Annotated in this window: 29 protein-coding genes; 17 read left to right on the top strand and 12 right to left on the bottom strand. The window is 67.5% G+C overall.

Annotated elements, in window-relative coordinates; all coding sequences use genetic code 11:
• Positions 1–71 precede the first annotated feature (71 nt).
• Positions 72–944 (bottom strand): helix-turn-helix domain-containing protein, encoded by an 873-nt coding sequence (locus EV653_RS17385; RefSeq protein ID WP_134104688.1) that lies wholly within the window; start codon positions 942–944, stop codon positions 72–74.
• A gap of 450 nt (positions 945–1,394) precedes the next feature.
• Between EV653_RS17385 and EV653_RS17380 the strand changes: the two genes are divergently transcribed.
• Both EV653_RS17380 and EV653_RS17375 read left to right on the top strand, forming a co-directional pair.
• On the top strand, positions 1,395–1,589 hold the full coding sequence (locus EV653_RS17380; protein WP_134104686.1) for a hypothetical protein: 195 nt from the start codon (positions 1,395–1,397) through the stop codon (positions 1,587–1,589).
• Positions 1,586–1,804: a hypothetical protein gene (locus tag EV653_RS17375; RefSeq protein WP_233714578.1), complete on the top strand. Its 219-nt coding sequence runs from the start codon at positions 1,586–1,588 to the stop codon at positions 1,802–1,804. Before EV653_RS17380 ends, EV653_RS17375 begins: the two co-directional genes overlap by 4 nt.
• A 239-nt stretch (positions 1,805–2,043) precedes the next feature.
• Here EV653_RS17375 and EV653_RS17370 read toward each other — a convergent pair whose 3' ends face one another.
• Positions 2,044–2,277: a DUF397 domain-containing protein gene (locus tag EV653_RS17370; protein ID WP_134104684.1), complete on the bottom strand. Its 234-nt coding sequence runs from the start codon at positions 2,275–2,277 to the stop codon at positions 2,044–2,046.
• Between the two features lie 270 nt (positions 2,278–2,547).
• Here EV653_RS17370 and EV653_RS17365 point away from each other — a divergent pair, with 270 nt between their 5' ends.
• The 5 genes from EV653_RS17365 (at position 2,548) to EV653_RS17345 (ending at position 7,534) form a co-directional block, all read left to right on the top strand.
• Positions 2,548–3,369: a SigB/SigF/SigG family RNA polymerase sigma factor gene (locus EV653_RS17365; protein ID WP_134104682.1), complete on the top strand. Its 822-nt coding sequence runs from the start codon at positions 2,548–2,550 to the stop codon at positions 3,367–3,369.
• Between the two features lie 252 nt (positions 3,370–3,621).
• Positions 3,622–4,356, top strand: coding sequence for a hypothetical protein (locus EV653_RS17360; RefSeq protein WP_134104680.1), 735 nt, complete (start codon positions 3,622–3,624; stop codon positions 4,354–4,356).
• Positions 4,357–4,856: 500 nt separating this feature from the next.
• Positions 4,857–5,963: an NAD(P)/FAD-dependent oxidoreductase gene (locus EV653_RS17355; RefSeq protein ID WP_238159857.1), complete on the top strand. Its 1,107-nt coding sequence runs from the start codon at positions 4,857–4,859 to the stop codon at positions 5,961–5,963.
• A gap of 81 nt (positions 5,964–6,044) precedes the next feature.
• Positions 6,045–7,040, top strand: a complete 996-nt coding sequence (locus tag EV653_RS17350) for a zinc-dependent alcohol dehydrogenase family protein (RefSeq protein WP_238159856.1) — start codon at positions 6,045–6,047, stop codon at positions 7,038–7,040.
• 227 nt (positions 7,041–7,267) lie between these two features.
• Positions 7,268–7,534 carry a hypothetical protein gene (locus EV653_RS17345; RefSeq protein WP_134104676.1) on the top strand — a complete coding sequence of 89 codons (267 nt, stop codon included), beginning with the start codon at positions 7,268–7,270 and terminating at the stop codon, positions 7,532–7,534.
• A gap of 67 nt (positions 7,535–7,601) precedes the next feature.
• On the opposite strand, the gene EV653_RS17340 is transcribed toward EV653_RS17345, so the two are convergent.
• A complete protein-coding gene (locus tag EV653_RS17340; protein ID WP_134104674.1) occupies positions 7,602–8,960 on the bottom strand; it encodes an FAD-dependent oxidoreductase in 1,359 nt (452 codons plus the stop codon).
• Positions 8,961–9,031: 71 nt separating this feature from the next.
• Between EV653_RS17340 and EV653_RS17335 the strand changes: the two genes are divergently transcribed.
• Entirely contained in the window at positions 9,032–9,925 is an 894-nt protein-coding gene (locus EV653_RS17335) for an AraC family transcriptional regulator (protein WP_134104672.1), read from the top strand.
• 33 nt (positions 9,926–9,958) lie between these two features.
• Positions 9,959–10,801: a MerR family transcriptional regulator gene (locus EV653_RS17330; RefSeq protein ID WP_134104670.1), complete on the top strand. Its 843-nt coding sequence runs from the start codon at positions 9,959–9,961 to the stop codon at positions 10,799–10,801.
• Here the strand turns inward: EV653_RS17330 and EV653_RS17325 are convergent.
• A complete protein-coding gene (locus EV653_RS17325) occupies positions 10,785–12,293 on the bottom strand; it encodes an alpha-N-arabinofuranosidase (RefSeq protein WP_238159855.1) in 1,509 nt (502 codons plus the stop codon). The two genes, EV653_RS17330 and EV653_RS17325, sit on opposite strands and share 17 nt — an antisense overlap.
• A gap of 34 nt (positions 12,294–12,327) precedes the next feature.
• Between EV653_RS17325 and EV653_RS17320 the strand changes: the two genes are divergently transcribed.
• On the top strand, positions 12,328–13,353 hold the full coding sequence (locus tag EV653_RS17320) for a LacI family DNA-binding transcriptional regulator (protein ID WP_166679472.1): 1,026 nt from the start codon (positions 12,328–12,330) through the stop codon (positions 13,351–13,353).
• A 316-nt stretch (positions 13,354–13,669) separates the two neighbouring features.
• Here the strand turns inward: EV653_RS17320 and EV653_RS17315 are convergent, their stop codons facing one another.
• The 3 genes from EV653_RS17315 to EV653_RS17305 form a co-directional block, all read right to left on the bottom strand.
• The gene (locus EV653_RS17315) at positions 13,670–14,647 is read right to left on the bottom strand and encodes an aldo/keto reductase (RefSeq protein WP_134104664.1); all 978 of its coding nucleotides are present in this window, start codon (positions 14,645–14,647) and stop codon (positions 13,670–13,672) included.
• A 92-nt stretch (positions 14,648–14,739) separates the two neighbouring features.
• Complete coding sequence (locus tag EV653_RS17310) at positions 14,740–15,249, bottom strand: SRPBCC domain-containing protein (RefSeq protein ID WP_134104662.1); 510 nt, start codon at positions 15,247–15,249, stop codon at positions 14,740–14,742.
• On the bottom strand, positions 15,246–15,812 hold the full coding sequence (locus EV653_RS17305; RefSeq protein WP_134104660.1) for a TetR/AcrR family transcriptional regulator: 567 nt from the start codon (positions 15,810–15,812) through the stop codon (positions 15,246–15,248). Before EV653_RS17305 ends, EV653_RS17310 begins: the two co-directional genes overlap by 4 nt.
• Before the next feature lie 128 nt (positions 15,813–15,940).
• Between EV653_RS17305 and EV653_RS17300 the strand changes: the two genes are divergently transcribed.
• Genes EV653_RS17300 through EV653_RS17290 form a run of 3 tightly spaced genes read left to right on the top strand, consistent with a single transcriptional unit; the run spans position 15,941 to position 18,886 of the window.
• Positions 15,941–17,167 (top strand): MFS transporter, encoded by a 1,227-nt coding sequence (locus tag EV653_RS17300; protein WP_134104658.1) that lies wholly within the window; start codon positions 15,941–15,943, stop codon positions 17,165–17,167.
• A 19-nt stretch (positions 17,168–17,186) separates the two neighbouring features.
• Positions 17,187–17,666 carry a MarR family winged helix-turn-helix transcriptional regulator gene (locus tag EV653_RS17295; protein ID WP_202871717.1) on the top strand — a complete coding sequence of 160 codons (480 nt, stop codon included), beginning with the start codon at positions 17,187–17,189 and terminating at the stop codon, positions 17,664–17,666.
• The gene (locus EV653_RS17290; RefSeq protein ID WP_134104656.1) at positions 17,663–18,886 is read left to right on the top strand and encodes an MFS transporter; all 1,224 of its coding nucleotides are present in this window, start codon (positions 17,663–17,665) and stop codon (positions 18,884–18,886) included. Before EV653_RS17295 ends, EV653_RS17290 begins: the two co-directional genes overlap by 4 nt.
• On the opposite strand, the gene EV653_RS17285 is transcribed toward EV653_RS17290, so the two are convergent.
• Positions 18,870–19,811, bottom strand: a complete 942-nt coding sequence (locus tag EV653_RS17285; protein WP_134104654.1) for a formylglycine-generating enzyme family protein — start codon at positions 19,809–19,811, stop codon at positions 18,870–18,872. The genes EV653_RS17290 and EV653_RS17285 overlap by 17 nt on opposite strands.
• A gap of 18 nt (positions 19,812–19,829) precedes the next feature.
• Positions 19,830–20,219, bottom strand: coding sequence for a hypothetical protein (locus EV653_RS17280; RefSeq protein WP_134104652.1), 390 nt, complete (start codon positions 20,217–20,219; stop codon positions 19,830–19,832).
• Between the two features lie 75 nt (positions 20,220–20,294).
• Here EV653_RS17280 and EV653_RS17275 point away from each other — a divergent pair, with 75 nt between their 5' ends.
• Positions 20,295–20,720 carry a MarR family winged helix-turn-helix transcriptional regulator gene (locus EV653_RS17275; protein WP_134104650.1) on the top strand — a complete coding sequence of 142 codons (426 nt, stop codon included), beginning with the start codon at positions 20,295–20,297 and terminating at the stop codon, positions 20,718–20,720.
• Here EV653_RS17275 and EV653_RS17270 read toward each other — a convergent pair.
• Complete coding sequence (locus tag EV653_RS17270; RefSeq protein WP_134106558.1) at positions 20,713–21,582, bottom strand: LLM class flavin-dependent oxidoreductase; 870 nt, start codon at positions 21,580–21,582, stop codon at positions 20,713–20,715. The two genes, EV653_RS17275 and EV653_RS17270, sit on opposite strands and share 8 nt — an antisense overlap.
• Positions 21,583–21,584: 2 nt before the next feature.
• Entirely contained in the window at positions 21,585–22,016 is a 432-nt protein-coding gene (locus EV653_RS17265) for a GNAT family N-acetyltransferase (RefSeq protein WP_134104648.1), read from the bottom strand.
• A 67-nt stretch (positions 22,017–22,083) separates the two neighbouring features.
• Here EV653_RS17265 and EV653_RS17260 point away from each other — a divergent pair, with 67 nt between their 5' ends.
• The 3 genes from EV653_RS17260 to EV653_RS17250 all read left to right on the top strand — a co-directional run bounded on the left by EV653_RS17260 (position 22,084) and on the right by EV653_RS17250 (position 24,150).
• Positions 22,084–22,716: an SGNH/GDSL hydrolase family protein gene (locus EV653_RS17260; protein ID WP_134104646.1), complete on the top strand. Its 633-nt coding sequence runs from the start codon at positions 22,084–22,086 to the stop codon at positions 22,714–22,716.
• Between the two features lie 289 nt (positions 22,717–23,005).
• Complete coding sequence (locus EV653_RS17255) at positions 23,006–23,587, top strand: dihydrofolate reductase family protein (protein WP_134104644.1); 582 nt, start codon at positions 23,006–23,008, stop codon at positions 23,585–23,587.
• A 62-nt stretch (positions 23,588–23,649) separates the two neighbouring features.
• Positions 23,650–24,150 carry a hypothetical protein gene (locus tag EV653_RS17250; protein ID WP_134104642.1) on the top strand — a complete coding sequence of 167 codons (501 nt, stop codon included), beginning with the start codon at positions 23,650–23,652 and terminating at the stop codon, positions 24,148–24,150.
• A 19-nt stretch (positions 24,151–24,169) separates the two neighbouring features.
• Here EV653_RS17250 and EV653_RS17245 read toward each other — a convergent pair whose 3' ends face one another.
• Positions 24,170–24,880: a 2OG-Fe(II) oxygenase gene (locus EV653_RS17245; protein ID WP_134104640.1), complete on the bottom strand. Its 711-nt coding sequence runs from the start codon at positions 24,878–24,880 to the stop codon at positions 24,170–24,172.
• Between the last annotated feature and the right edge of the window lie 3 nt (positions 24,881–24,883).

Raw genomic sequence — 24,883 nt, 5'->3', positions numbered from 1 at the left:
TGCCCAACCCGCCGACCGGACGTGCGCAAGCGATTGTCGATCAGCCCCAGTGAATCTGGGACTGGCGCGTGTCAGCGTTCGAAGTCTTTGCGGATGTCGGTGAGGATGTCGCGGGTTTTGTTCGGGGGTGGCGCTGCGACGCAGAGGGCTTCCATGGTGGCTGTGTACTGGTCGAGGTCTTCCAGCTTGTCCAGGTAGAGGGCGCTGGTGAGGTGCTCGATGTAGACCATGTCGGGCAGGTCCTGCTCCGGGAAACGGAGGATGCTGTAGGCGCCGCCGGTGGCTGCGTGGCCGCCGACGCTGAACGGCATCACCTGGAGGGTGACGTTCGGCAGCTGGGAAGCGTCGATCAGGTGGTTGAGCTGCTCGATCATGCTCTTGACGCCGCCGATCGGCCGCCGGAGCACTGCCTCGTCGACGACGGCCCACAGGCGGACCGGCTCCGGGCGGGTCAGTACGCCCTGGCGGTTGGTCCGCAGCGTCACGCGGCGCTCGACCTCGTCGGCCGGGATCATGCCGCGACCCAGCTGGACCACCGCACGGATGTATTCGGGCGTCTGCAGCAGGCCCGGAATGAACTGCAGTTCATAGACACGGATCAGCTGCGCCGCGGCCTCGAGGTCCAGATACGAGTGGAACCAGCTCGGCAGCACGTCGCCGTACCGGTGCCACCAGCCCGGGTTGTTCGCCTCGCGCGCGAGACGAAGGAGCCGCTCGCGCTCTTCCTCGTCGTCGAGTCCGTAGAGACTGAGCAGGTCGCCGACGTCGCGTTCCTTCAGGCCGACGCGGCCCAGCTCCATCCGGCTGATCTTGGACTCCGACGAGCGGATCTCCCAGCCGGCATCGGAGCGGCTGATACCGGCGGCCACCCGCATGCGGCGAAGGTGCGCTCCGAGAATGACGCGAAGCGCGGTCGGTCCGCTTTGCGCGCCCGACTCCGTCACCCCAACCTCCCAGCGGCCCCAGCGGTCTCCATCAACAGCAACCTCACCCGCAAGTGCACATCATCGCACGGCGGCGCACTGATCTGCCGAAGTTCTTACAAAAGAGCGTCGAATCCGCAGCAGCGATCACGGAGCGTAAGAGTAGTCGATCCGCTCCACCCTCGATTTGTCAGTACATACTACCCGAGCAACGCGCCGTCGAACGCCGTTCGGCGGCGGTCGATCCAGCCTGATTCAGGCGGGAAGAGGTCCGTTGTGGTCTCGAATTGGAAAACGTGCGGATGCACGTGCATCGGGCGCTTGCATTCGTCGCGTGCCGACGCCATGATTGCTTCATGCACAGAAGGTGAGCTGGATCTCGCGAAAAGTGACATCGCGTGATCTGGCAGGCCGGTCCTTACAGAGCGCCAACGGCCCCCGTTGGCTTGACTGGTTGGGGAACCCGAGTCGATGAACGACAACGACAGTGAAGTTGTGGAGCGGACCGCCGGCATCGTCGACGGCCGCGCGCCCGAGGAGCTGACGGAGCGGGAGATCCAGGATCTGGTTGCGCGTTGCCCCGAGCAACAGCGCTGGGCCTTCGAGGGCTGGTTGCGTGGCGTTCGTCAACTCGACGGCGACCCCATCGTGAGCGTGGCTCCATGACCACCGACAGAGCAGTAGGAGGACGGAAGATGGTGCGGATCTGGCTGGGCGACCACCTGATCGCCGAGTACGTCGCCGAGCCGGACCGCGCGTCGCGGTACCAGCGGGTGATGACGCCGAAGTTCACCGGATTGCGAATCACCGTTGACAATGCGGCCACCGGGAAAGCATCCGAGCTGCCGAGCGAACAGCTCTGGCCGCTCACCGTCCAGTAGTTCCGTACCCGCCCCTCAGACACGCCAGGGCTGACTCTCGCCGGAGAGTCGGCCCTGGCGTTTCCATGTGCCGGGCGGATCGTCCGGGCAGGAGCCGAACGTCCTGCCGGCCATCGCGCGACGTCGTTGTGCCGGCCGCCATTCTCCGCTACTGAGCCGCCCTCCGGACAAACGAAAGGGCCCCTTCGTCACTCGCCTGGCGAAGGGGCCCTTGCTTCGGTGTTGCCGCTGTGTGTTGTTCAGGCGAGATAGTCGAACTCGCCGTCCTGAACGCCGCCGAGGAACGCCTCAATCTCGGCCTTCGTGAACACCAGGGCCGGGCCTTGGGTGAAGCGCGAGTTGCGCATCGCCACACCACCGTCCGGCAGCTTCGCTACCTCGACGCAGTTGCCTTGGGGGCCGCTTCGCTGGCTCTTCTTCCAGATCAGCTCACTGTTCGAGTCGCCGGGCATGCCGTTGTAGATCGCAGTCATCAGCTGCACCTTCCATACGTCCTTGGCATATGCACGTGCATTTGGCCTTGCATCTGCATCGTACACACTTTTGGGTCACGTGTCCGCTTCCTTACTTCCTGTGACGGTGTCGCGGTCAAACGCTCGTTGGACGGCGTGTCCGGTCGCGATCAGTGACGGTTTCGGACTTTGTGCATGAAAGCCTGGAGGTGGGGTACGTTTCTCTTGCAGGCATGACCGTGGTTCAGCGAAGTGCCACGCCGTGACGAGACAGTCGCGAGGTCATACCAAATGGTTACGAGCACCATGGAGCGGGTTTCCACCCGCTGCGCCACTCCGGCCGATCGGGCCGCACGTGAAGCAGCTACCCGGGAGCTGATGGAACGCCGGGCTGCCAGCACCGATGAAGGCGAACGGCAGGAACTTCTCGAACAGGTCGTCGAGCTCAACCTGGAAATGGCACAAGGCATTGCGCGCCGTTTCCGCGGGCGAGGCGCCGAGGCGGACGACCTGGAGCAGGTCGCGTACCTAGGGCTGGTGAAAGCAGCCCATCACTACCGGCTCGAGGCGGACACCCCGTTCATCGGGTTTGCCATCCCGACCATCCGCGGCGAGGTCAAGCGGTACTTCCGCGACTGCGCCTGGACGGTCCGGATCCCGCGCCGGCTGCAGGAGATGCAAGGCACGATCGCCACCAAGCTGCCGGAGCTGGAGCAGCAGCTGAATCGCGAGCCGACGCCGGCGGAGATCGCGGAGTACCTCGAGGTCGAGGTGGTCGAGGTCGAGCAGGCGCTCGCGGCGAAGGGCTGTTTCAACGTGTTGTCGCTCGACCGTCCCGCCGAGGCCGACGCCGAACTGACGCTGGCCGACGTGGTCGCGGACGACGACGACGCGAGTATCGACCAGCTGGAGACGGTCGAGATGCTGGAACCGGTGCTCGCCGATCTCGGTGAGCGCGATCGCCGGATCCTTCAACTGCGCTTCATCGAAGGCTGGACGCAGTCGGAGATCGGCAACGACATCGGCGTCAGCCAGATGCAGGTATCCCGGGTCCTGCGCCGGATCCTGGACGACCTGCGGGACAAACTCGCCCCGGCCCAGGCCGCGGCGTAAGAGTTGCCCGCAGCAACCGTGCCCTGCCGGTCGTAAAGGCGCCAGGTGCCGCCGGTCCGTCGCCACAAAGAGCTGCGACGGACCGGCACACCGCCTGTACGAGGGGACTCGTAGGTCCCATGGCCGAGGCGGCTTTCCCCTCGACGCCCCGAAGCACTTCCAGACTCGCGGGTCGGGAGTCTCACCGTCTGTGCCGAGTGGCGGCACAATGGGGGAGGACGAGGGGATACGCAGTTGCTGTTGGCCTTGCGCATGTTCAAGACCGTGCCCGCGGACGCGGTCTCGGTACTGCGCGCGTACCCGCCGATGGTCGTGTGCTTCGCGGCGGCGCTGACCGGCACCGCGGTCGTCTTCGACATCTTCTATCTCGTCGCAAGTCCCGGCCTCACGCTCGCGCTTGTCTATACAGTGCCGGTGCTGGCCGGTCTGATCGCGGGACTCGTGGCCGCGGCCGACGATGTCGGGCTCGAGCGGCGAGTGCTTCTTTGTACGGTCGGTCTCGCGATCGCCCTGGGCATCACCAACGCCATCGTCGTGGCGATGATCGCCGCGATGTCCCGCACCGACCCGTCGAACTGGACGTCCGGCGGCCAGTCCGTTCTCTTCGCCGCCTGCACAGTGATTGCGGTCGCGGTCTCGATCGTTGCCTGCAGCAAACTGATCGATGCGCTCGGCATCGAACTGCGCACCCGGCTGCCGCACCGCCGCCGCCCTGTCCCGGCTCCGACCGTTTCGCTCGTGACACCGCGTCCGCGGGTGAGCAAGGAGTCGGCCGCTCGAGCCCATCCCGCCCCGCCGCCTCCTCCGCCGGTGGTCCCGGAGGACGAGGAAGAGACGATCCCGGTCTTCGTCCCGCCACCCCTCAAGGTGGTCGACCCGGACGAGGCCCGCCCCGTGATCGCGTCCGGCCAGCTCACCCCTCGCACCCCGCGCACGCGCCGCACCTCCCGCGGCAGCAACAAGCCCGGCCGCCGCCCCGGCACCTAACCCTCCAGCGCCGCCACCTAACGCTCCAACTCTGGCGCTCAATGCTCCAGCCGCGGCACCTGAGGCTCCAGCTCTGGCACTGAACGCTCCAGCCCGGCACCTATGGCTCCAACTCTGGCGCTAGACGCTCCAACCCCGGCAACGCAACGCTCCGGCCCCGACGCCTAACCCTCTCGATCCGGGCGGTCCGTACGGGTTGCGTGCCGGACCCCGTGCTCGCATGGCGCGTGGGGAGTTGCGTGCCGGGCCCGTGGACTGGCGCTGGGGAGTTGGGTGCTGGGCCCGTGCTGGCGTGGCGTGTGGGGGTTGCCTGCTGGGCCCGTGCTCGCATGGCGCGTGGGGAGTTGCGTGCCGGGCCCGTGGCCTGGCGCTGGGGAGTTGGGTGCTGGGCCCGTGCTGGCGTGGCGCGTGGGGAGTTGGGTGCTGGACCATGCTGGCGTGGGGGTGGGTGTGGGACCCGTGCTGGAGTGGTGCGTCGGCGGGGCTGCGAGACTGGTGCTGTGTGGGATCTGGTGATTGTGGGGGCCGGCCCGGCGGGAGCCGCGGCTGCGCTGGGCGCGTTGGGGGCGGATCCGAGCCTCTCGGTGCTGTTGGTCGACCGGCACGACTTTCCGCGGGACAAGGCCTGTGGTGACGGGGTCGCGCCGCACGTACTTGACCTGCTCGCCGGCGTCGGCGTCAAGGGGATCCTCGACGACTGGACCCCGGTACGGCGGTTTGTCCTCAACCGCGGAAGCGCCGGCGTGGATCGGGAGATGTCGCGTCCGACCTGGGTGGTGCCCCGGATGGTGTTCGACCAGCGGCTCGTCGAGGCGGCGCAATCGGCTGGGGCTCAGTTGATCCGGCGGCGGGTTCGCAGCCTCGCGATCCAGCGGCAGTCCATCACGGTCGATGGCGACCTGCACGGCCGTTTCGTGGTCGGTGCGGACGGCGCCCATTCCGTCGTACGGCAGGAGCTCGGGACGAAGCCCGGTCCGGTCGCGCTCGCGATCCGCGGTTATGCGCCGACGCCGGCGGCGCGGGCGGCGAGCCAGGTGATCGCGTACGGTCCCGGCCGGCAACCGTCGTACGCCTGGTCCTTCGATCGCGGCGACGGCTGGTCGAACGTCGGGTACGGCGAACTCCTCGCCGGCACCCGCCCCACGCGCGCCGACCTGCTCAAGAACCTCGAGACCCTCCTGCCGGGAGCGACCGACGGCGGCGAGTCATGGTGGGGCCATCACCTGCCGCTCGCCGGCTGGTCCTGGCGACCGCGGAGCGGACCGGTGCTGCTCGCCGGCGACGCGGCCGGGCTCATCAACCCGATGACTGGTGAGGGCATCTATTACGCAGTCGCGACCGGGCTGCTCGCGGGCCGCTCCATCGCGGACGCGCTGAGGGCCGGCAGCTCGGACGCAGGTACGCCGTACCGTCGCCGGACGTCCCGCCTGCTGTCGAGGCACCTGCGCCACACTGCACTCGTCGCGCAGCTCAGCCGCTCCGACCGAATCCTCGACGCAGGCATCCGTGCAGCCAACGCCGACCAGGGCATCTTCGACGACCTCGTCGAACTAGGCCTCGCCGACGGCCACCTCACCCGCCGCCTCCTCCGAAAACTCCTGCCTTAACGGCACACCCGACCGCATCCCCCACCCGCTCGAGCAAACACCCCGCGGCGCCGCCTGACGGCCGGGTCGCATGATGGGGACATGATGCAGGCGTGGGCAGTTGAGCGTCCGGGTCCGATCGACAGCGGTCCGCTCCGCAAGGTACGGCGTCCGGTGCCGGAGCCCGGGCCCGGTGAAGTCCTGGTCAAGGTCGAGGCCTGCGGGATCTGCCGCACCGACCTGCACCTCACTGAAGGCGATCTCGCACCGAAGCGCCCCGGCGTCGTACCAGGCCACCAGGCCGTCGGCACTGTGGTCGACCAAGGTGCGGCGGACCGCTTCGTGGTAGGTGATCGGGTTGGGATTGCTTGGTTGCGGGGGACTTGTGGGGTGTGTGAGTTCTGTGGTGGGGGTCGCGAGAATCTCTGTCCGCGGTCGACGTACACGGGCTGGGACGCTGATGGCGGATTTGCGGAGTACGCCGTGGTGCCGCAGGACTATGCGTATGCGCTGCCGGTCGACCGACCCGCCGAGGAGCTTGCGCCGTTTCTGTGTGCGGGGATTATCGGCTACCGGTCGCTGCTTCGGGCCAACCTGCCGCCTGGCGGACGGCTCGGGATCTACGGGTTCGGGTCCAGCGCGCATCTCACTGCACAGCTCGCGATCGCTCAGGGGGCCGAGCTGTTCGTGGTGACCCGTGGTGAGAAGAATCGCGCACTGGCCCGCGAGCTAGGGGCAGCCTATGTGGGGAACGATCCGCCGGTGCCGTTGGACTCGGCGATCGTGTTCGCTCCGGCCGGCGACGTGGTCCCGCACGCACTCGAAGCGCTCAAGCCGGGCGGCACCGTGGCGGTTGCCGGCATCTACCTGTCCGACGTACCGGCGCTGAACTACGAGCGGCATCTCTTCCACGAGCGGGACCTCCGCAGCGTCACGTCCAACACCCGCCGCAACGGCGAGGAGCTGTTCCGCCTCGTCGCCCGTCTGCCGGTCAGAGCGCACACGACCCCAGTCCCGTTCGACAAGGTCGACCAAGCTCTCGCAGACGTCGCCCACGGCCGTACGAGCGGCTCTCTGGTTGCTGTCCTCGACGGTTGAACCAGTCCGCCTCGTGGCACGTTTCAACCTGGTAGGGGAGCGTTAGAACTGGGTGAAGATTCCGCACGGCGACCGGGCGGAACTTCTGAGCTGGCTGCTAGCTGCGTTAGATTTGATCAAATCTCGCGGATGAGTCGACAGCTGTCAGGGAGCGTGAGCATGCACAGGTGGGATCCGGCCAGGCAACAGTGGTCGATCCCTGCTGCCGCCTCCCGAGAGGACGGCCGGTGCTGAGCAAGGTCCTCGGCGCGGTGGGTCTTCTCCTGCTGATCGTCGGGGCGGTGTTCGCTGTCCGGCCGGTGCACGCCGGTGGTGACGGCTGCGGCTCGGTCTTCCAGCCCAACAAGGGCATCACGCCGATGCAGTGCGACGCCCGGCTGAGCAGCCGCGCCGACCTGGTCACCGGCTTCGGCGCCGGCGGTGCCGCTCTCATCGTCACCGCCGTAGCAGTAGCCGCCATCCGCGACCGCCGCACCCGCGTCACCTCCTCCTGACCCTGACTTTGAGCACCCACCAACCGTTTCTGGGGTCGGCCGATGGTTGGACGGTGCTCAAAGACGGTCAGCGCACGATGGTCGCGAGGACGTCGTTGAAGGCCTCGGTCGAGGACGGGTGCGTGTAGATCGAGTCGCGCAGTTCGGCGGCCGTGATCCGGTGGCGCATCGCGAGCGTGACCACGTTGATCAGCTCCTGCGCGTCCACGCTCAGCAGCGCCGCGCCGAGGATCTCGTCGGTCTCGGCGTCGATCACGAACTTCATCACGCCGCGGGTCTCCTCGACGATGTACGCGCGCGGCATCGCGACGATGTCGGCGACGTTCTCCATCCCGATCCGGACCCGGTACCCCGCCTCGCGCGCGGCCTTCTCGGTCAACCCGACGGTCGCCAGCGGCGGCGACATGAACAGCGTCTGCGGTACGGCGACCCGATCGGCCGTCGATCGCTTCCCGCTGCCGAGCAATTGATCCAGCACGATCCGGCTGTCGTCCAGCGAGATGTACGTGAACTGCGGCCCGCCGTTCACATCGCCCAGCGCGAAGATGTGCGGCTGGCTGGTCCGCAACTGTGCATCGACCTCGATCGCCCCGGATGTCGTCGTACGGACGCCGGCGTTCTCGAGCCTCAACTCAGCGGTGACCGGCGTACGTCCGGTCGCAGCAAGGATCGCGTCGACCGTGAGCGTGTGCTCGCGCCCGCCCTTGCGGTAGACAACCGTGTCCTCGTCGCGGATCTCCAGTACTTCGGCGCCGGCGACGATCTCCACGCCCTCGCCGGTCAGGATGTCCGCCGCCACGGCTGCGACATCGTCGTCCTCGCGGCCGAGGATCCGGTCCGACGACTCGAGCACGGTGACCTGCGTCCCGAACCGGCGGTAGATCGAGGCGAACTCGATGCCCTGGTACCCGCCGCCGATCACGGCCAGCCGACCGGGCAGGTGCGCGGTGTGGATCAGGTCCACGTTCGTCACGGTCCGCGGGCTCTCGCGCAGACCGGGGATGTTCGGGATCACCGACTCCGAACCGGTGTTGATCAGGATGGTCTCGGCGGCGATCCGTACGTCGCCGACCGCGACGGTGTGCTCGTCGACGAAGGACGCCGTTCCGGTGAGCAGGGTGATGTTCTCGGCGTCGTTCAGCGCGTTGTAGTTCCCGGCCCGGAACGTCGAGGTCAAGGCCTTCACCTCGGCGATCGACCGCTCGAACCACTCTTCGGGCGAGTCGTCGGGCCGCCGCTTGCTGGAGTGATGGACCAGTTGTTTGGTCGGCACACAGCCGACGTTCGGGCAGGTCCCGCCGTACATCTGGTCGGAGCGTTCGATCAGGATCACCCGACGGCCGGCCCGGCCGAGTGCCGCGGCCGTCACCTTCCCGCCCTTGCCGAAACCGATCACGACGACATCTGCCGTCAGGTTGGAAGTCATACCTTTGAGTCTGCGACGTAGGCTTGAGACGGAACAGTCGATAAAAGTTCAATTTCCTGCTGAGGCGTCTCATGGATCTGATCAGCCATCTCGTCGGGCTCGCCCGCATCGGGGCGACGGTCGACAAGCGCTGCCTGTTCGCGGCCGACACCGAGATGAAGGTTCCCGCGTACGCCGACGACCAGGCCGCGTTCCACTTCATCCTCGACGGCGAGTGCACGCTGGAGTTGCCCGACCGCTCGATCCAGCTGACCGCAGGTGACGCGGTCCTGCTCGCCGACAGCCCAGCGCACATCATCCGTACGCCGGGCGCGGGCCGGCCGCGGGCATCCGTCGAGACACCGGGTACGGCGTTCGACACCGTCAACAGCCCGTCCGGAGAAGTGATCACCGACATCTTCTGCGGCCACTACACGGTCGGATCGGGTTCCGGCGTACTGCTTCTGCGCAGCCTGCCTGATCCGCTGGTCGTGTCGTTCGGGCCCGACGAATCGATCCGGACGCTCGCCGAGCTGCTACGCGCCGAGGCCCGCGAAGAAGGTCCTGGTACGTCGGCGATCCTGGACTCGCTGTGTGCCGCGCTGCTCGCGATGATGCTCCGCCGCGGCGGCCTGCCCGGCGCGGCGCCCTGGACCGCACTGGCCGACCCGCGCATCGCGGCCTCGGTCGAGGGGGTACTGCGGGATCCCGGCGCCGACTGGACCCTCGAGCGGCTGGCTGCGACCGCATCGATGTCCAGGGCAACCTTCGTCCGGCACTTCGCCCGGCTGACCCCGATCAGCGTCGCTGCTTTCGTGACGCAGCTGCGGATGATGGTGGCCGCCGATCTGCTGACCGACGCCGACCAGACGGTGGCAACGGTCGCCGCCCAGGTCGGGTACCGCTCGGAATCGGCGTTCAGCAAGGCGTTCCGGTCGACCACGGGCAGCACGCCCGGAAGGTACCGCCGTACTCTCGAGGCTTGACCTTGACACTGTGTCAAGCCGGAAGGTCGTGGCATGTTCACTATCGGAGACTTCGCCGCGTTCGGTCAGGTGTCGGCGCGGATGCTGCGGCACTACGACGCGCTCGGGCTGCTCCGCCCGGCCGTCGTCGACGAGGTGACCGGGTACCGGTTCTATTCGGCCGACCAGTTCAGCCGGCTGAACCGGATCGTCGCGCTGAAGGACCTCGGGTTCACCCTGCAGCAGGTCGGCGAGATCGTCGACGCCAAGCTGTCGGCCGAGGAACTGCGCGGCATGCTGCGGTTGCGGCAGGCCCAGCTCGAGGACGAGCTCGCCCGCAGTACCGCCCGGTTGACCAGCGTCGAGGCGAGGCTCCGACTCATCGAGAGGGAAGGTCACATGCCTACCGACGACGTCGTCCTCAAACGCATCGCCCCGACACGGGTCGCGGAGCTGTCCGCGATCTCACCGAGCTACGACGGTGAGGACATCGGTCCCGTGCTGCAACCCCTGTTCGGCCAGCTCTTCGAACGACTCGGGACGGCCGGGGTCAACCCGTGCGGCTCACCGGTCGCGTACTACGAGCAGGCCGACGGCGAGACGGTCCGCGTCCACGCCGCCGTACCCGTCGACGCCGGCACCGACGGAAGGACCGCTGCCGACGTCGACGTCCTCGAGCTGCCCGAGATCACGCAGGCGGCCACCATCGTCCACAAAGGCGACATGATGGAGGCCGACCGCAGCATGCAGACGCTCGCGCGATGGATCGAGGACAACGGCTATCGCAGTCAGGGATACGCGCGCGAGGTCACGCTCCAGTTCGACCCGGACAACCCGGCGAACTGGGTGCACGAGTTCCAGATCCCCGTGACGAAACCGGTCACAAAACCAAGCTGACCGTCGCAAAGGAATGCGGCGGCAGCGTCACCCGCAGGCCGCGGGGCTCCGGTTCGACGCTGAGCGGAGCCGGAGCCACCGCGCCCGGATCGCCGGCCGTGTTGAAGGATTGCGGGTTCGTTGCCGTCAGCAACCGTCCGGCCGGCTCCCGCACGTCGGCACCACGCAGATCCAGTACGACGTCCAGCGGCGCGGTCGGGTCGAGATTGCTGACCGAAACCAGCGCCCGTCCGTCCTTCACCGACGCGGACGCCGACACCAGCTCCATCGACTCGTACGTCGGCTGCTCGACCACATGCACCGGTACGGCGGTCGCGTCGTGATGCCCCTTGTTCATCTCGAACACGTGGTACGTCGGCGTCCGCACCAACCCGCCCTCGTCGTCGGTGAGCAGCATCGCCTGCAGAACATTCACGGTCTGCGCGATGTTCGCCATCACCAACCGCTCCGCGTGCTTGTGGAACACGTCGAAGTGCAGGCTCGCGACCAGCGCGTCGCGCATCGCGTTCTGCTGGTACAGGAAGCCGGGATTCGTGCCCGGCTCGACGTCCCACCAGGTGCCCCACTCGTCCAGCACGAGGCCGAGTTTGCGCTCCGGGTCGTAGGCATCCATCAGCGCGGAGTGCCCGCGGATGACCCGGTCGATGTCCTGCGCCTTGCGGATCGTCGCGTAGTACTCGTCGAGACCGAAGTCGGTCGCGCTGCCCTTGTGATCCCAGGTCCCCGCGACCGTGTAGTAGTGGAACGAGATCGCCTGGAAGAGGTTCTTCGGACCCCGCTCGCACCCGAGGCAGCTGACCGCCTTGAGCAATGCCTCGGTCCACGCGAGGTCGTCGTCGGACGCACCGGCCGCGATCCGGTAAAGCTTGTTGTCGCCGTGGTCCCTGAGGAACGTCGCGTACTGCCGGGCCAGATCGGCGTACGCGTCGGCCCGCATGTTGCCGCCGCAGCCCCAGGTCTCGTTGCCGATACCCCAGAACGGGATCTTCCACGGCTCGTCCCGGCCGTTCGCCTTGCGCTCGCGGACCATCGGGCTGTCGCCGTCGCGGGTCAGGTACTCGACCCACTCGCTCATTTCCCGCACGGTGCCGCTGCCGACATTCCCGTTCACGTACGGCGCTGCGCCGAGCAGCTCGCACAACGCCATGAACTCATGGGTGCCGAAGTGGTTGTTCTCCTCGACGTTGCCCCAATGCGTGTTCACCATCGACGGCCGGTCCGCCTTCGGCCCGATCCCGTCCTTCCAGTGGTACTCGTCCGCGAAACACCCGCCCGGCCAGCGCAGGTTCGGGATGTCCAGCGCCCGCAGCGCCTCGACCACGTCCAGCCTGATACCGCCCTCGTTCGGGATCGGGGAATCCTCGCCGACGTAGAAACCGCCGTAGATGCATCGCCCGAGATGCTCGGCGAAGTGCCCGTACAGATGCCGGCTGATGGTCGGTCCGGGTACGTCGAGATCGATCACGACCCGGGCAGTAGATGCTACGGACAAGGGATTACTCCTTGAGCTGGATAGGGTGGGCGACATGAAGAAGGGCACGACCGCGGTCACGATGGCTGACGTCGCGCGGTCCGCGGGGGTGTCCACGATGACCGTTTCGAACGTGATCAACGGGCGACCGCGCGTCGGCGCCGTGACGCGCGAACGGGTCCTGGCCGCGATCAGCGACCTCGGGTACCAGGTCAATCTGGCCGCCCGGCACCTGCGCGCCGGCCGGACCGGAGTAGTCGGCCTCGCCGTCCCGGAGCTCGAGCGCCCGTACTTCGCCCAGCTGGCCGGCCGGCTCGCGGACCGGTTCGAGGCACACGGGCTGCGCATCGTGATGGAGCGCACCGGAGCCAGCCGCGAGGGGGAGGCGGACGCGGTCGCGTTCTCCCGGCTGCGGATGTACGACGGGCTCGTCTTGAGCGTGGTCGACAGCGACCCGGCCGAGCTGACCCAGCTGGGCAGCGACGCGCCCGTGGTGATGATCGGGGAGCGGGCGCTGCCGTCGCGGTACGACCACGTGATGATGGACAACGTCGACGGCGCCCGGCAGGCGACCGCCCACCTGCTCGCCACCGGCGCACGGCGCATCGCGATGCTCGGCGGCAACCCCGACTGGATTGCCAACATGCCGTCTCTGCGCGCCGAGGGATACGGACTCGCGCACACCGACGCCGGCGTACCGATCGATCCGGAGCTGACGGTCCGCTGCCACTTCACGATGCAGCAGGGGTACGACGCGATCCGGTCGCTGATCGATCGTGGCATCACCTTCGACGCGGTATTCGCACTGACCGACGTGGTTGCCCTTGGTGCGCTCCGGGCGCTGGCCGATGCGAATCTGCGGGTGCCCGAGGACGTCCAGGTGATCGGCTTCGACGACATCGACGAGGCGGCGTACCTGGTCCCGGCGCTGTCCAGCATCAACCCCGGGCACGAGGAGATGGCGGACTCGATCGTCGCGCTGCTGATGGCCCAGATCAACGACGGCCCGGGCGCCGAACCACAGGAACTGATCGCGCCGGCGCGGCTGATCCAGCGCGGCACCACCAAACCTGTCGTCTGACACCACGGCTCACCTCGTCACGCAGCGCGGGAGTTGTTGCGCCGAAGTATATCGATACACCTTGATCAGGCGGCGTGGTGACGATCAGTCCCGCTATCCAGCGGCGACGATCAGTCCCGCCATCCAGCGGCGTTCGGCCGGGGGCTGGCACACCCTATGGGGCCTCGAGACAGGTTATTTCCTGTCCTGAGCCCCCATTTCCTGTCGTCCCCCGCCGGAATTCACGACTCGGCGGGACCGGGGCGGCGGCCTTCGCCATGACAAGACCTCGGCCCGGGGCCGCGCTGGGCGGTCACCGGGCCGAGGGTGGGGGTGGCTAGTTCTCGATGAGGGTGGCGATCTCGGCCAGTTGGTCACTTCCGAGCGGGCCGAACGCCATCGCGCCGGCGTTCTCCTCGGCTTGCGCGACGGTTCGGAAGCCGGGGATCGGCACGGTCTTCGGGCTCCGCGCCCACAGCCACGCGAGAGCGCCTTGGGCCAGCGTCCGGCCGTCGCTCTGCAGGAGCTCGCGGATCGCGGACACCTTGTCCCACCACTCGGGGGCCGGTACGCCGCCCTCCGCGAAGTACCGCAGCCAGGAGGGCGGCAGTGTCCGGATGTCGGCGCCGGTCGCCGGCCTGCTCGCGTCGCGGCGGCCGAGGATGCCCATCCCGAGCGGAGTCCGGTTGATGCTCATCAGATCCTCGCGCTCGCACAGCGCGAAGAAGTCCGGCGCGTCGTGCAGGACGCTCGCCTCGTGCTGTACGGCGGCGCAGTGCTTGCCCTGGGCAAAGAGTTCCGCGCTGTGCAGCGTGTCGGTGCTCCACGCGTAGCTGCGGATCAACCCTTCGCGCACGAGCTCCTCGCACGCCTCACGCAGCGGCAACGCGATCTCGTCGGTCGTGTCGAAATGCAGCTGGTAGAGGTCGAGATAGTCGGTCCCGAGCCGGTCGAGCGAAGCCCGCACGGCTTTGTGCACATATTCAGGTGTCGTGTCCTGGTGGTGCATGACCCTGGTGGACTCGTCGAACGTGTTGCCCCACTTCGTCGCGATAACCACCTGGTCGCGTATCCCGGCGAGAGCCTTGCCGAGCACGCGCTCGCTGTGGCCCGCGCCGTACACATCGGCGGTGTCGAAGAAGGTCACCCCGAGCTCGACCGCCCGCCGGATGGCCCGCACCGACTCGTCGTCGTCAACCTCGCCCCAGCCCAGCGGTTCGCCGGCCGGGTTACTGAACGGACCGCCGATCGCCCAGCACCCGAATCCGACCGGGCTGACCTCGATTCCTGTTCGTCCTGATCCGCGCATGTCCATGCCCTTGACTCAACCAGCCGACGATTCATCCGTCCAATGAATCTTCTGCCATCAGTTGATGCGCTCAGTGCATCGTCAGGGCAATCGTTCGGTCAGGAAGCAGTCGCGCGGGTGGCGATGGCGCGGTTCATGGCGTCGAACTGCGGCTTGATGGTGTTCGTCAGCATCGACCGGGTGAACGGGATCGCTGCGCCGGTGAACTTCTCCTCCTGGACCAGGCGCGTGCGGCCGCCCGGCAGCGCGGTCAACCGGAACGAGTGCTCGCCGTCGAACAGCGCGCCCGGCGGCACCTTGCCGATCCAGCGCAGCTCCTGGTCGGGCACAACCGCCAGCAGCGTCGGGGTGAACTTGGTTTCGCCGCCTTTGGTGTCGCGGAGCACGTTGGTGATCTTGTCGCCGACCTTCAGGTCGCCGGTCGAGGAGATGATGAACGGATTCCACTCCGGGTAGGTCTGCCGGTCCGTCAGCACCTTCCAGACCTGCGCGGGTGATGCGTCGATCTCGAGCTCGGTGTGCAGGGTGAACGGCCTGACGATCGTGTAGACCGTGTAGCCGGCCAGCAGGACGAGAACGCTGCCGAGGGCAACGAGGAACTTCTTCATGACTTCTCCGGTCCGAGAGTGCTGTGCACCAGCGCCCTCACGTAGGCGGGATCGATCGGCTCACCCGTGACGAGGAGCCGGTAGTACAGCGGTCCGACGAGCTGGTCGACGACGACGCCGGGATCGGCGTGCGCGAGCAGCAGCCCCTCGGACTGGGCCTGGGCGATGACTGCAGTGACGGCGGCGTGGCGCTCGGCCCAGAGTGCGCGGACGCTGTCTCCGACGCGCGGTTCGCGGGCGGCCGCGGCGGTGAGGTCGGCGACCAGCGTGGTCGGGATGACCTCGAGAGTGGCAGCGATGCCGGTAACGAGCTCGGTGAGATCACGTCGCGCGTCGCCGCTCGGCTCGAACGGTACGGCGCTGCGCAGGCCGGCGATCATCGCGACCACCAGCTCCGCCTTGCTCGGCCAACGCCGGTAGATCGTGGTCTTCGCGACCCCGGCCCGCTCGGCGACGCGGTCGATCGACATGCCGTCGTACCCACGGGCGCGCATCTCGGTCGTGGCGGCCTCGAGCACGCGTGCCTCGACGCCGGCGTCCCGGGGTCGTCCTCGTCCGACCATCGCGCATCCTCTTTTCGCTACTGCAGTGTCGAAAAGAACAGTAACGCGGGCTTGATGATTTACGCAACCGGAGTAGCGTAAAAGAAGACTGCCAGAGAGTGTCAGGTTTTACTGACACCGTTGAGCGCGTGACTTCGAGAACCCGCCTGCTGCTGCCCGCAGCGTTCATTACGTCCCTCGGCAACAACATCCAGCTCCTCGGCGCCGCGCTGCTGCTCGTCCGCGCGCAGGGCTCGATGCTCGACGTCGGCTGGCTGTTCATCGCCGTCGCAGTACCGCAGGCAATCCTCTCGCCGTACTTCGGGCGCCTGGCCGACCGCTTCGACCGGCGTCGCCTGTGGGTGACCTGCGACGTGATCAGCGCCGTCGCCGCTCTGGCGCTTCCCGTCGGCCTCGCCCTGGGGGTCTCGCAACAGCCCCTCGTCTACGCCACCAACTTCATCCTGGCGATCATCGCCGCCCAGTTCACCCCGGCCAGCGCCGCACTCATCCGCGAACGCGTTCCTGCCGCAGACCTCCGGCCCTTCAACGCCCACTACGAAATCGCTCTCCAGTCCGGCATGCTCCTTTCTGCGTCACTGGGCGGCGTAGCCCTCCAGTACTTCGGCCCCCAACCCCTCTTCACCTTCAACGCCCTGACCTTCGCCCTCTCAGCCGCTTTGGTCCTCGCGGTCGGCGCTAGACACGTCAACGCGTTGCCAGAAGCAACCAAGCACGACAGTCACCCGGCCGCGTCGCCCACCACCGCCGGGCCTGGCGGGCTGCCGCTTGCGCCTCTTGCTTTGTTGTTCGGGCAGGGGCTTGTGGTGGTGACCGTGTTCAACGCCTTGCTTCCGGTGTTGCTGATTGGGGAGTGGCATCGCGGGCCGGCCGTTCTTGGCGTGGTCGATGCAGTCGGCGGCGTCGGGTTCCTGCTTGCCGCCGCGGTTTACCGGCGGTCGGCTGCGCGACTTGGTGACCTGAGGCTCGCGACCGGTGGCTTCCTCGTGTGCAGCGGTCTGTTGGTGTTTCAGCCGTTGTTCGGCGTGCCCGCGCTGATGGCTCTCGTGCTGCTCGGTGCGTTCCTCTTCGGTCAGGCGCGGATCGCGACCCGGTCGTTGCTCATGACATCGGTCGACGAGTCCCGCGTCGGCCACGCGTTCGGGATCGCCAACGGATACGGCCTGGCAGCAACGATCGTCGTCATGCTGATCGCATCCCTCGTCACCGGCCACACCGACACCCGCTACGGCTTCGCGGTACTCGCCCTGCTCAGCATCCTCGCCGCCGCCTTCGCCGCCCTCCGGCTGTCAACCTTCTCCAAACGGACCGCATCGGAAGAGCCCGCACGACCAGATGTAACAGCACTTATATAAGTACTGTTATGATCACCGCATGGACGACCCCACCGAACAGAGTCAGTGGCGGCCGCTGCACGAGTTGCTGGGCCGGATGGATGCCGAGATCGGGCGGATCTACACCGATCGGGAGATCAAGGGCCTGAAGCCGAGCTACGTGCGCGAGCTGATCCAGCTGCACCTCAAGGGCCCGATGACGATCACCGAGCTGGCCGAGACGATCGGCCGGACCCACTCGGCACTCAGCCAGAAGGTCTCCGCGATGCGCACCGCAGGTCTGGTCCGGACTGTGCCGGGCGCGGACGCCCGCAGCAAGAAGGTAACGCTGACCGCCAAGTCCAAGAAGCTCGTCGAGCTTCTGACAGCCGAGTGGCAGGCGACCGAGGCAGCCATCGCCGAGCTCGAGGCCGAGTTGCCGTACCCGATGACCCAGGTGGTCCGCGACATCGAGCAGGCGCTGGCCCGCAAGAGCTTCCACGACCGCATCACCGAGAAGCTGCAGGAGTCCGACCGGTGAAGAACGCGCTCATCGACCTCGGTCCGCTGCGGGTCACGGCGTACCGACGCCTGTGGATCGGGCAGGTGCTGTCCGGCTTCGGCGGGCAGCTGACGTTCGTCGCGGTCATGTTCCAGGTCTGGGACCAGACGTCGAGCCCGGCCTGGACCGGCGCCGTCGGTCTGGCGCAGGCGCTGCCGTTGATCGTGCTCGGCCTGTTCGCAGGCACCCTCGTCGACCGGTTCGAACGCCGCCGGATCTACCTGATCACGACCTGCGGGCAGTTGCTCACAGCAACCATCATGGCAAGTCAGTTGCTGTTCGGCCGGGTGCCCGTCGGTGTGCTGCTCGCGCTCATCGCCGTCCAGGCAGCGTTCGGCGCGACCGCCGGCCCGGTCGCGCGGACCGTTCTGCCGCAGCTTCTGTCTCGCGACCAGCTCGCCGCCGGCATCGCGCTCAACCGGATCGGGTTCCAGGGCGCGATGCTGCTCGGCCCGGCGCTCGGCGGTGTGATCATCGGTGCCTGGGGTGTCGGTGTCTGCTACCTGATCGACGCACTCAGCTTCCTCGCGGCGCTCTACGGCGTACTCGGACTTCCCCGGATGCAGATCGAGGGGACCGCGAAACCGGGGCTGCGGGGCGTGTGGGACGGGTTGACGTTCGTGGCGTCGACGCCGGTGATCCGTGGGGCGTTGATCACGGATCTCGCGGCGACGGTGCTGTCGATGCCGATCAGTCTGTTCCCGGTGATCAACGCCGAGCGGTTCGGCAACAATCCGCGCACGCTCGGGTTGTTCCTGACGGCGATCGCTGTCGGTGGAGTCGCCGCCTCGCTGTTCTCGGGATCGTTCACACGCCTGCCGCGTCATGGTGTCGTGATGCTGTGCGGTTCGGCGGCCTGGGGGATCGCATTGCTGTTGTTCGCGTTCTCGCCGGTCCCGTGGTTGGCCTTGGTCTGTCTGGCGTTCGCCGGCGCGGCGGACACTGTCGCTGTCGTCTCGCGGAGCACGATCGTTCAGCTGCACACCCCGTCCGAGTTGCTCGGCCGGGTCAGCGCCGCTGAGCAGATCGTCGGCCAGGCCGGTCCCGATCTGGGCAACCTCCGCGGCGGCGTGGTCGCACAGCTCACCTCGCCGGTCGCGTCTCTCGCATCCGGTGCATTGCTGTGTGTCGCAGCGGTCGCCGCAGTTGCCGTGAGTACGCCGGGATTGCGGCGGCCGGCGGTCACTCAGGACGCGTAAGGCCGACCGTACGGAAGCCGGCGTTCCCCATCGAGGACTCGGGCGTATTGGAGGATCGCGCGGCGTTGCGGTAGCGGTTGCAGTAAGAGTCGTGGCACAAGTACGAGCCGCCGCGCATCACCCGGGCCGCGCCGAGCGATGGTCCGGTCGGGTTCTCGGCGGGGGAGAACTTGTAGTACCGCGGGCCGAACCAGTCCCCGCACCATTCCCACACGTTCCCGACCATCTGCCACATCCCGTAGCCGTTCGGCCGGAACGTACGGACCGGGGCCGTCGTGAGGAAGCCGTCCTCCTCGGTGTTCGTCCGCGGGAAGTCGCCCTGCCAGATGTTGCAGCGCCACTCGTCGTCGATCAGCCCGTCGCCCCACGGGTATCTCGCACTGTCGAGGCCGCCGCGGGCCGCGTACTCCCACTCGGCCTCCGTCGGCAGTCGCCGTCCCGCCCACTTGCAGTACGCGACGGCATCGTTCCAACTCACATGTACGACGGGATGCTCGTCGAGACCGTCCAGGTCGGAGCGCGAGCCGCCTGGATGCCGCCAGTCGGCGCCGCGGACGCCGGCCCACCACGGCGTACCGGAGGCAGGCCCCATCAGTTCCTCCGGCTCGGCGGCGAGGGCGAGGTGGAACACAGCGGAGTACCCGAAGATCTCGGCCTCGGTCCGGTACCCGGTCGCGTCGACGAACCGAGCGAAGTCAGCATTCGTCACGCTCGTCGCGTCGATGCTGTACGCCGATAGCTCGACCGTGTGCACCGGTGTCTCGCCGTCGCCGGCGTTCTCGTCACCGTTCGTGTTGCCCATCGCGAACGAACCGCCCTCGAGCACCACCTGCTCGATCCCGTGCTCGCCGCGCCCCACCGGAGCGGGAGGAGGCGACGACGCCTCATCACGGGAGGGCGCGCAGCAGGCCGGGTGGTCGTTCATACCACCAAGCTTCTCAACTCACGACGGAACGAGCCTCCTCAGGTCCTGATGATTCAGATAGACCACGATCTGCCACTCGCCGTCGACCTTGCGGAGCAGGTACGTCGACGTGAAGATCGTGCCCTCCGGGACGCTCGACGACTGGGTACGCTCAAGCCGCCAGGTCGACCGCACCAGCGTGTGCTGCTCGTCGACAGGCGATTCGTCGAGCGAGTCCAGGGTCATCCCGGTGATGCCCAGCCCGGCGAAGAACTCCTTGCGTCTGGGCAGGCTGGCAACCACTTGCTCGCGGGTCACCGGCGTCACCGACACCGGGTCCAGCGTAAGCAAGGTGGGATGGAACCCTGCTCCGTCGCTCGCAGTGGCGAACCGGTCGAAGAACTCGGCCACGTCATCGCGTACCTTCATCGAACCCCCTCGATCTACCGTGGGTAGCAGTCTAGACAGTAGCTGTCGTGACAGCAATACGGAAGGAGGCCGGACATGCCGGGTCCACGGCTCGTGCTGACCAGTTTGGTGACCCAGGTCGCCCGCGGGGTCCGGACGGCACTCGACCAGCGCTTCGGCGAGCTGGGTCTGACCTCGCAGCAGGCCGGGGTGCTCCTGCACGTCTCCGGCGGTACGACGAGTCCGCGCAAGCTTGCCGACCTTCTCGGGACCGATACCGCCGGCATGACCCGTCTGGTCGACCGCCTCGTCGAGAAGGGTTACCTCGACCGCCTGCCGGCCGCGGACGACAGGCGCACGATCACCGTTGGGCTGACGTCTGCCGGCCGCAAGATCCTTCCCGCGATCAAGCCGATCTTCGACGAGGTCGCGGACACGATCACCGCGGACGTCCCGGCGGAGGTGCTGCCCGACGTACTGAAGGCGCTCGAGGCGATGCGCGCTGCGGTGCGGATCAGCTGAGACTCGGCGGGCCTTGCTCGATCCGGCGCAGAACCGGTTCGAGGCGGTAGAAGTCCTTGCCGCGGATCAGTTGCCGCTCGTCCCACCAGGTCGCGCCCGCCTCGGCCAGCGGCTCGATGATCGCCCGAGCCTGGGCCGGGTCCGCGGGGCTGATCCCGCCGACGATCACGTCGTACGGCGTACTCCGGTCTTCGCGCTGCTCCTGGATGAAGGCGACCAGGTCGCGCAGTTCGTCGACCGGCGGAGCCTCGCCATGGTTTGCGCTCGCGAACAGCGGTACGGCGCCGTCCCAGCGGGCGGCGCGCCGCATCGGAGCCTTCTTCGGCCAGTAGCCCGCGATCCACACCGGCGGCCGCGGGCTCTGAACCGTTGCCGGCAGCATTTCCACATCATCGACCCGGTAGTGCTTGCCGGTGTGGTTGACCCGTTCGCCGGCCCAGTACGCCGCCAGCAGGTCGAGGCCCTCGTCCAGCCGCTCGGCGAGCACCTTCGGATCGGTCGTGTCGCCGAAGCTGCCGAACTCGTCCGCGATCGGGCCGCCGAGACCGGCGCCGAAGATCACCCGGCCGTTGCTCATCGAGTCCAGCGTGGCCACCTGCCGTGCGAGCTGCTCGGGCCTGCGCCGCGCGACCGGCGTGACGAGCGGACCGAGTGTGATCCGCGAGGTCGCCAGCGCGGCCGCCGTCATCAGCATCCACGGATCGCCGAACGGCTGCCCGCGCCGCTGCTCCTTGCTGTGGACGACGTGGTCCCACAGGAAGAGCCCGTCCCAGCCGGCCTCCTCCGCAGCGGCCGCGACGCGCGCGACCGTGTGCGCGTCGGCGAAGTCCCCGAAGTTCGGAATGTTGATCGAAAAGCGCATCGTCACTCGCCCAACCGTAGTTCGACAAAAGGAATCGTGTCGCCGGGCAGCAGGTACGTCTCCACTTCGACGAACCCGTGCGCCTTCGCAAACCGCAGACCGTCCTCGTTGCTCGCCAGGATGTGCGTCTCGAAGGTGTCGCCCAGTTGTTGCCCTCGTTGCAGGCAGTGCTGATAGATCGCGGCACCGAATCCACGCCGCCGGTACTCCGGGAGCACCCGCGCGATCACCGTCACCGCTGCGGTCTCCTCCGACGGCGGCCGGACGGTAGAGCATCCGACCAGCGCGTCATCGGCGTACGCGACCTCGAGGATGTTCCGTGTCAGCCGCTCGCGGATGTCGTCGACCGACAACGGCGCCGTCGGGATGATCTCGTTGTGCACCCGCTGCCAGTCCAGCAGCGTGGCGTCGTCCTCCACCGGCACGATCCTCATCCCGCCAGCCAACAGCCCACCGGCTGAACGGGTCAAACTGATTCCGGGGAGTAGTACCGTCCGTGTCGTGCGGATTCTCTTCGTGGGTAACAGCTTCACGTCGCGGAACAACCTGCCCGGATTGCTCAAGGGCCTGGCCGCGGCGCGGGGGATCGAGATCGAGCACAAGCTGATCTCGGCAGGCGGCGCCTCGCTGCGGCAACATCTCAACGCGGGCAAGGCTCTCGAGGCGATCGCTAGCGGCGGCTTCGACACCGTCGTACTGCAGGAGCAGAGCACACTTCCGATCAAGAGTCCCGCGCGCTTTCGCGAGAGCGCCCGCGACTTCGACGCTGCTATCACCGCGGCCGGCGCGCGCACGGCGCTGTACCTGACCTGGGCGCGCCGCAACGCCCCGGAGACCCAGAAGGCCCTCACCGACGCGTACGGCGGGGCTGCCGTGGAGCTCGGGGCCGCGTTGATCCCGGTCGGACTGGTCTGGGAACGCTTCCTAGCCACCCACGACGAGCCCGTCCTCCATGACGCGGACAACAGCCACCCAGCCCTCGCCGGCAGCTACCTCGCGGCCTGCGTTTTCCTGATCGCCCTCCTCCAGGAGGACCCGGTAGGCATCGACACCCCCGTCAAAGGCCTGACCCCCGACACCGCCGCTCTGCTCCGCCAGTCAGCTTGGGACATCTGCACGGAACTAACCACCTGACGCCGTACGCCGTGAGCACGAGCATCCGGGAGCGGCAGATGTGTGTTAAGGACAGGAGGTAGTGGACTTGTAGCTGCCGCTCGGCGACCGGTTCACGCTGGGAGGGTGAGGCCGAGGAGGACTACCTCCTGTCGTTAGCGGTCCTGTGCGTCGGTGGTCGGCTTTTCGACGTGGGCTGCAAGGGTGGTGGTGACTTGCGTGGGTGGTGTCGAATCATGGGCTAGGTGTTCGACGCAGGGGTGAATGGCTGCCCGTGGGGGTTGCCGAGAGCATTCAAGGGGAGAACAAGATGACCGCGAGCTATACCTTCGACGTCTTCGCCAGCCTCGACGGATTCGCGTCGTACGACAACGCCGACTGGGGACCGTACTGGGGCAAGCAGGGCCCGGAGTTCCTGGAGCGGCGGATCGCGCAGTACGACGAGCCGCAGCGGATGGTGTTCGGAGCGGACACGTTCCGGCTGATGATGCAGATGATCGGCTCGAGCAAGATCCCCTCCGAGGAGCTCGACCCGGTGAACGCGCGAATGCGCCCCATGCCGACCACGGTGGTGTCGTCAACCCTCGAGGGACCGTTCGACTGGCCCGACGCAACCGTCGTCACCGGCGACGCGGTCAAGACGATCGCCCGCCTCAAGGAAGAGTCCGACGTACCGCTCCGCTCCCACGGCAGCCTCTCCCTCAACCGAGCCCTGATGGCCGCCGGCCTCGTAGACCGCGTCCAGGTCACGGTCTTCCCGGTCATCGCCGGCCAAACCGGCGTAGAGCCCGTCTTCGGCGGCGCCGCCGACTTCGACCTGGAACTCCTAGAAGCCCACACCTTCGACAACCGCACCCAAGAACTCACCTACCACCCCACCCTCCACACCTGAACCCATCCGCGCGAGACTGAAGGTGCGGCTTTCGTCGTAGTGGTGCAGGAGGACCGCAGCTGATGACTCGGGACGGTACGGATTGCGGCGGACATCGCCCGAAGAAGGCGATTACGGGTTCGGTGCCGGCGGAGCTGATGCCGACGCCGCGTTCGATCGCGGCCGACACGTTGGCCGACTGGATCGAGAAGAGCGCGAACGTGAACGCCTGCGGTCTTGAGCTCCTGCGAGACCAGGACGCTGTGGTGGTGTATTGGAAGGGCACGCCGCCGGCCGAACTGCGGAGTCTGGCCGCAGCGCAGGCGGTGCCGGTGAGCTTTCATGCCAGCAGATACTCACTGGCCGATCTTGATCCGGTAGCCCGGCAGGTCCTGGCCGATCACAGCGACGTTGTGAGTTCAACTGGTCCGAATCGCGACTACTCCGGCATCAGCGTCACCTTGTGGTCAACGGCTCCCATGGAAGCCACGATGACGAAGCTGAACGCCGAGTCCGACGTGCCAGTGTTCTTCTGGAAGTTCGCCGACCCCGTGGACCTGACCGCCGACGCCTCCCACAGCTAGCCGCGGAGCGGTGTCCGATTTATTTGGCGTCGTGGAAGACCAGGCCGAGGGTGTGGCGTTGGCCCGATTTGATGGGGGAGACGCCGTGGCGGACGGGGGAGGCGGACCAGCCTCGGGTGGATTTGACGGGGCGGTCTCGGGTGGTGAAGAGGAGGCCGTGGCCTTGGGGGATGAGGGTTGCGGTGCCTCGGGACTGGGCTCGGGGGCGTTGTTCGACCAGGAGGAACTCGCCGCCGGTGTGGTCGACGCCCGGATCGTTCAGGTTGATGACGACCTGCAGCGGGAACACCTTGTCGCCGTACAGGTCCCGATGTAGCGCGTTCCAATCACCGGCGCCGTACCGCAGCAGGATCGGCGTCGGCCGTGTCTGCCCGGCCGAGTGGCAGATGTCGAGCCACTCGTCGAGCGTGTCGGGCCACTCAGCCGAGCGCCCCAGCTTTGCGTACCAATCACGCGCGATGGGCAGCAACCGTGGGTACAGCGCCTGCCGCAACGCCTCCACCTCCGCAGGGAACGGCCGGTCGAAGTACCGGTACTGACCTTCCCCGAACCGGTGCCGCGCCATGTCAACCGTCGCGCGAAAACGCGAAACATCCTCGTACAGCGCCGCGATCCGGGCAGCCTCGGTCGGCGTCAGCAACTGAGGGAGCAGCGCGCAGCCGAGATCGTTCACCTCGGCGGTCACGGCGTCCCAGTCGGCTCCGGCTACTCGTCGCTCGTACTTGTTCATACC

The sequence above is a fragment of the Kribbella pratensis genome, from assembly GCF_004365355.1.
In the GTDB taxonomy this organism is placed as follows: domain Bacteria; phylum Actinomycetota; class Actinomycetes; order Propionibacteriales; family Kribbellaceae; genus Kribbella.
This window is presented reverse-complemented; position numbering and strand designations above follow the sequence as displayed.

Bases quoted from the DNA above. Each gene is read 5' to 3' on its own strand.
- EV653_RS17380 (WP_134104686.1), top strand. From the start codon at position 1,395: ATGAACGACAACGACAGTGAAGTTGTGGAGCGGACCGCCGGCATCGTC.
- EV653_RS17375 (WP_233714578.1), top strand. From the start codon at position 1,586: ATGACCACCGACAGAGCAGTAGGAGGACGGAAGATGGTGCGGATCTGG.
- EV653_RS17370 (WP_134104684.1), bottom strand. From the start codon at position 2,277: ATGACTGCGATCTACAACGGCATGCCCGGCGACTCGAACAGTGAGCTG.
- EV653_RS17365 (WP_134104682.1), top strand. From the start codon at position 2,548: ATGGTTACGAGCACCATGGAGCGGGTTTCCACCCGCTGCGCCACTCCG.
- EV653_RS17360 (WP_134104680.1), top strand. From the start codon at position 3,622: ATGTTCAAGACCGTGCCCGCGGACGCGGTCTCGGTACTGCGCGCGTAC.
- EV653_RS17350 (WP_238159856.1), top strand. From the start codon at position 6,045: ATGATGCAGGCGTGGGCAGTTGAGCGTCCGGGTCCGATCGACAGCGGT.
- EV653_RS17340 (WP_134104674.1), bottom strand. From the start codon at position 8,960: ATGACTTCCAACCTGACGGCAGATGTCGTCGTGATCGGTTTCGGCAAG.
- EV653_RS17335 (WP_134104672.1), top strand. From the start codon at position 9,032: ATGGATCTGATCAGCCATCTCGTCGGGCTCGCCCGCATCGGGGCGACG.
- EV653_RS17330 (WP_134104670.1), top strand. From the start codon at position 9,959: ATGTTCACTATCGGAGACTTCGCCGCGTTCGGTCAGGTGTCGGCGCGG.
- EV653_RS17320 (WP_166679472.1), top strand. From the start codon at position 12,328: ATGAAGAAGGGCACGACCGCGGTCACGATGGCTGACGTCGCGCGGTCC.
- EV653_RS17315 (WP_134104664.1), bottom strand. From the start codon at position 14,647: ATGGACATGCGCGGATCAGGACGAACAGGAATCGAGGTCAGCCCGGTC.
- EV653_RS17310 (WP_134104662.1), bottom strand. From the start codon at position 15,249: ATGAAGAAGTTCCTCGTTGCCCTCGGCAGCGTTCTCGTCCTGCTGGCC.
- EV653_RS17305 (WP_134104660.1), bottom strand. From the start codon at position 15,812: ATGGTCGGACGAGGACGACCCCGGGACGCCGGCGTCGAGGCACGCGTG.
- EV653_RS17295 (WP_202871717.1), top strand. From the start codon at position 17,187: ATGGACGACCCCACCGAACAGAGTCAGTGGCGGCCGCTGCACGAGTTG.
- EV653_RS17285 (WP_134104654.1), bottom strand. From the start codon at position 19,811: ATGAACGACCACCCGGCCTGCTGCGCGCCCTCCCGTGATGAGGCGTCG.
- EV653_RS17280 (WP_134104652.1), bottom strand. From the start codon at position 20,219: ATGAAGGTACGCGATGACGTGGCCGAGTTCTTCGACCGGTTCGCCACT.
- EV653_RS17275 (WP_134104650.1), top strand. From the start codon at position 20,295: ATGCCGGGTCCACGGCTCGTGCTGACCAGTTTGGTGACCCAGGTCGCC.
- EV653_RS17270 (WP_134106558.1), bottom strand. From the start codon at position 21,582: ATGCGCTTTTCGATCAACATTCCGAACTTCGGGGACTTCGCCGACGCG.
- EV653_RS17265 (WP_134104648.1), bottom strand. From the start codon at position 22,016: ATGAGGATCGTGCCGGTGGAGGACGACGCCACGCTGCTGGACTGGCAG.
- EV653_RS17255 (WP_134104644.1), top strand. From the start codon at position 23,006: ATGACCGCGAGCTATACCTTCGACGTCTTCGCCAGCCTCGACGGATTC.
- EV653_RS17250 (WP_134104642.1), top strand. From the start codon at position 23,650: ATGACTCGGGACGGTACGGATTGCGGCGGACATCGCCCGAAGAAGGCG.
- EV653_RS17245 (WP_134104640.1), bottom strand. From the start codon at position 24,880: ATGAACAAGTACGAGCGACGAGTAGCCGGAGCCGACTGGGACGCCGTG.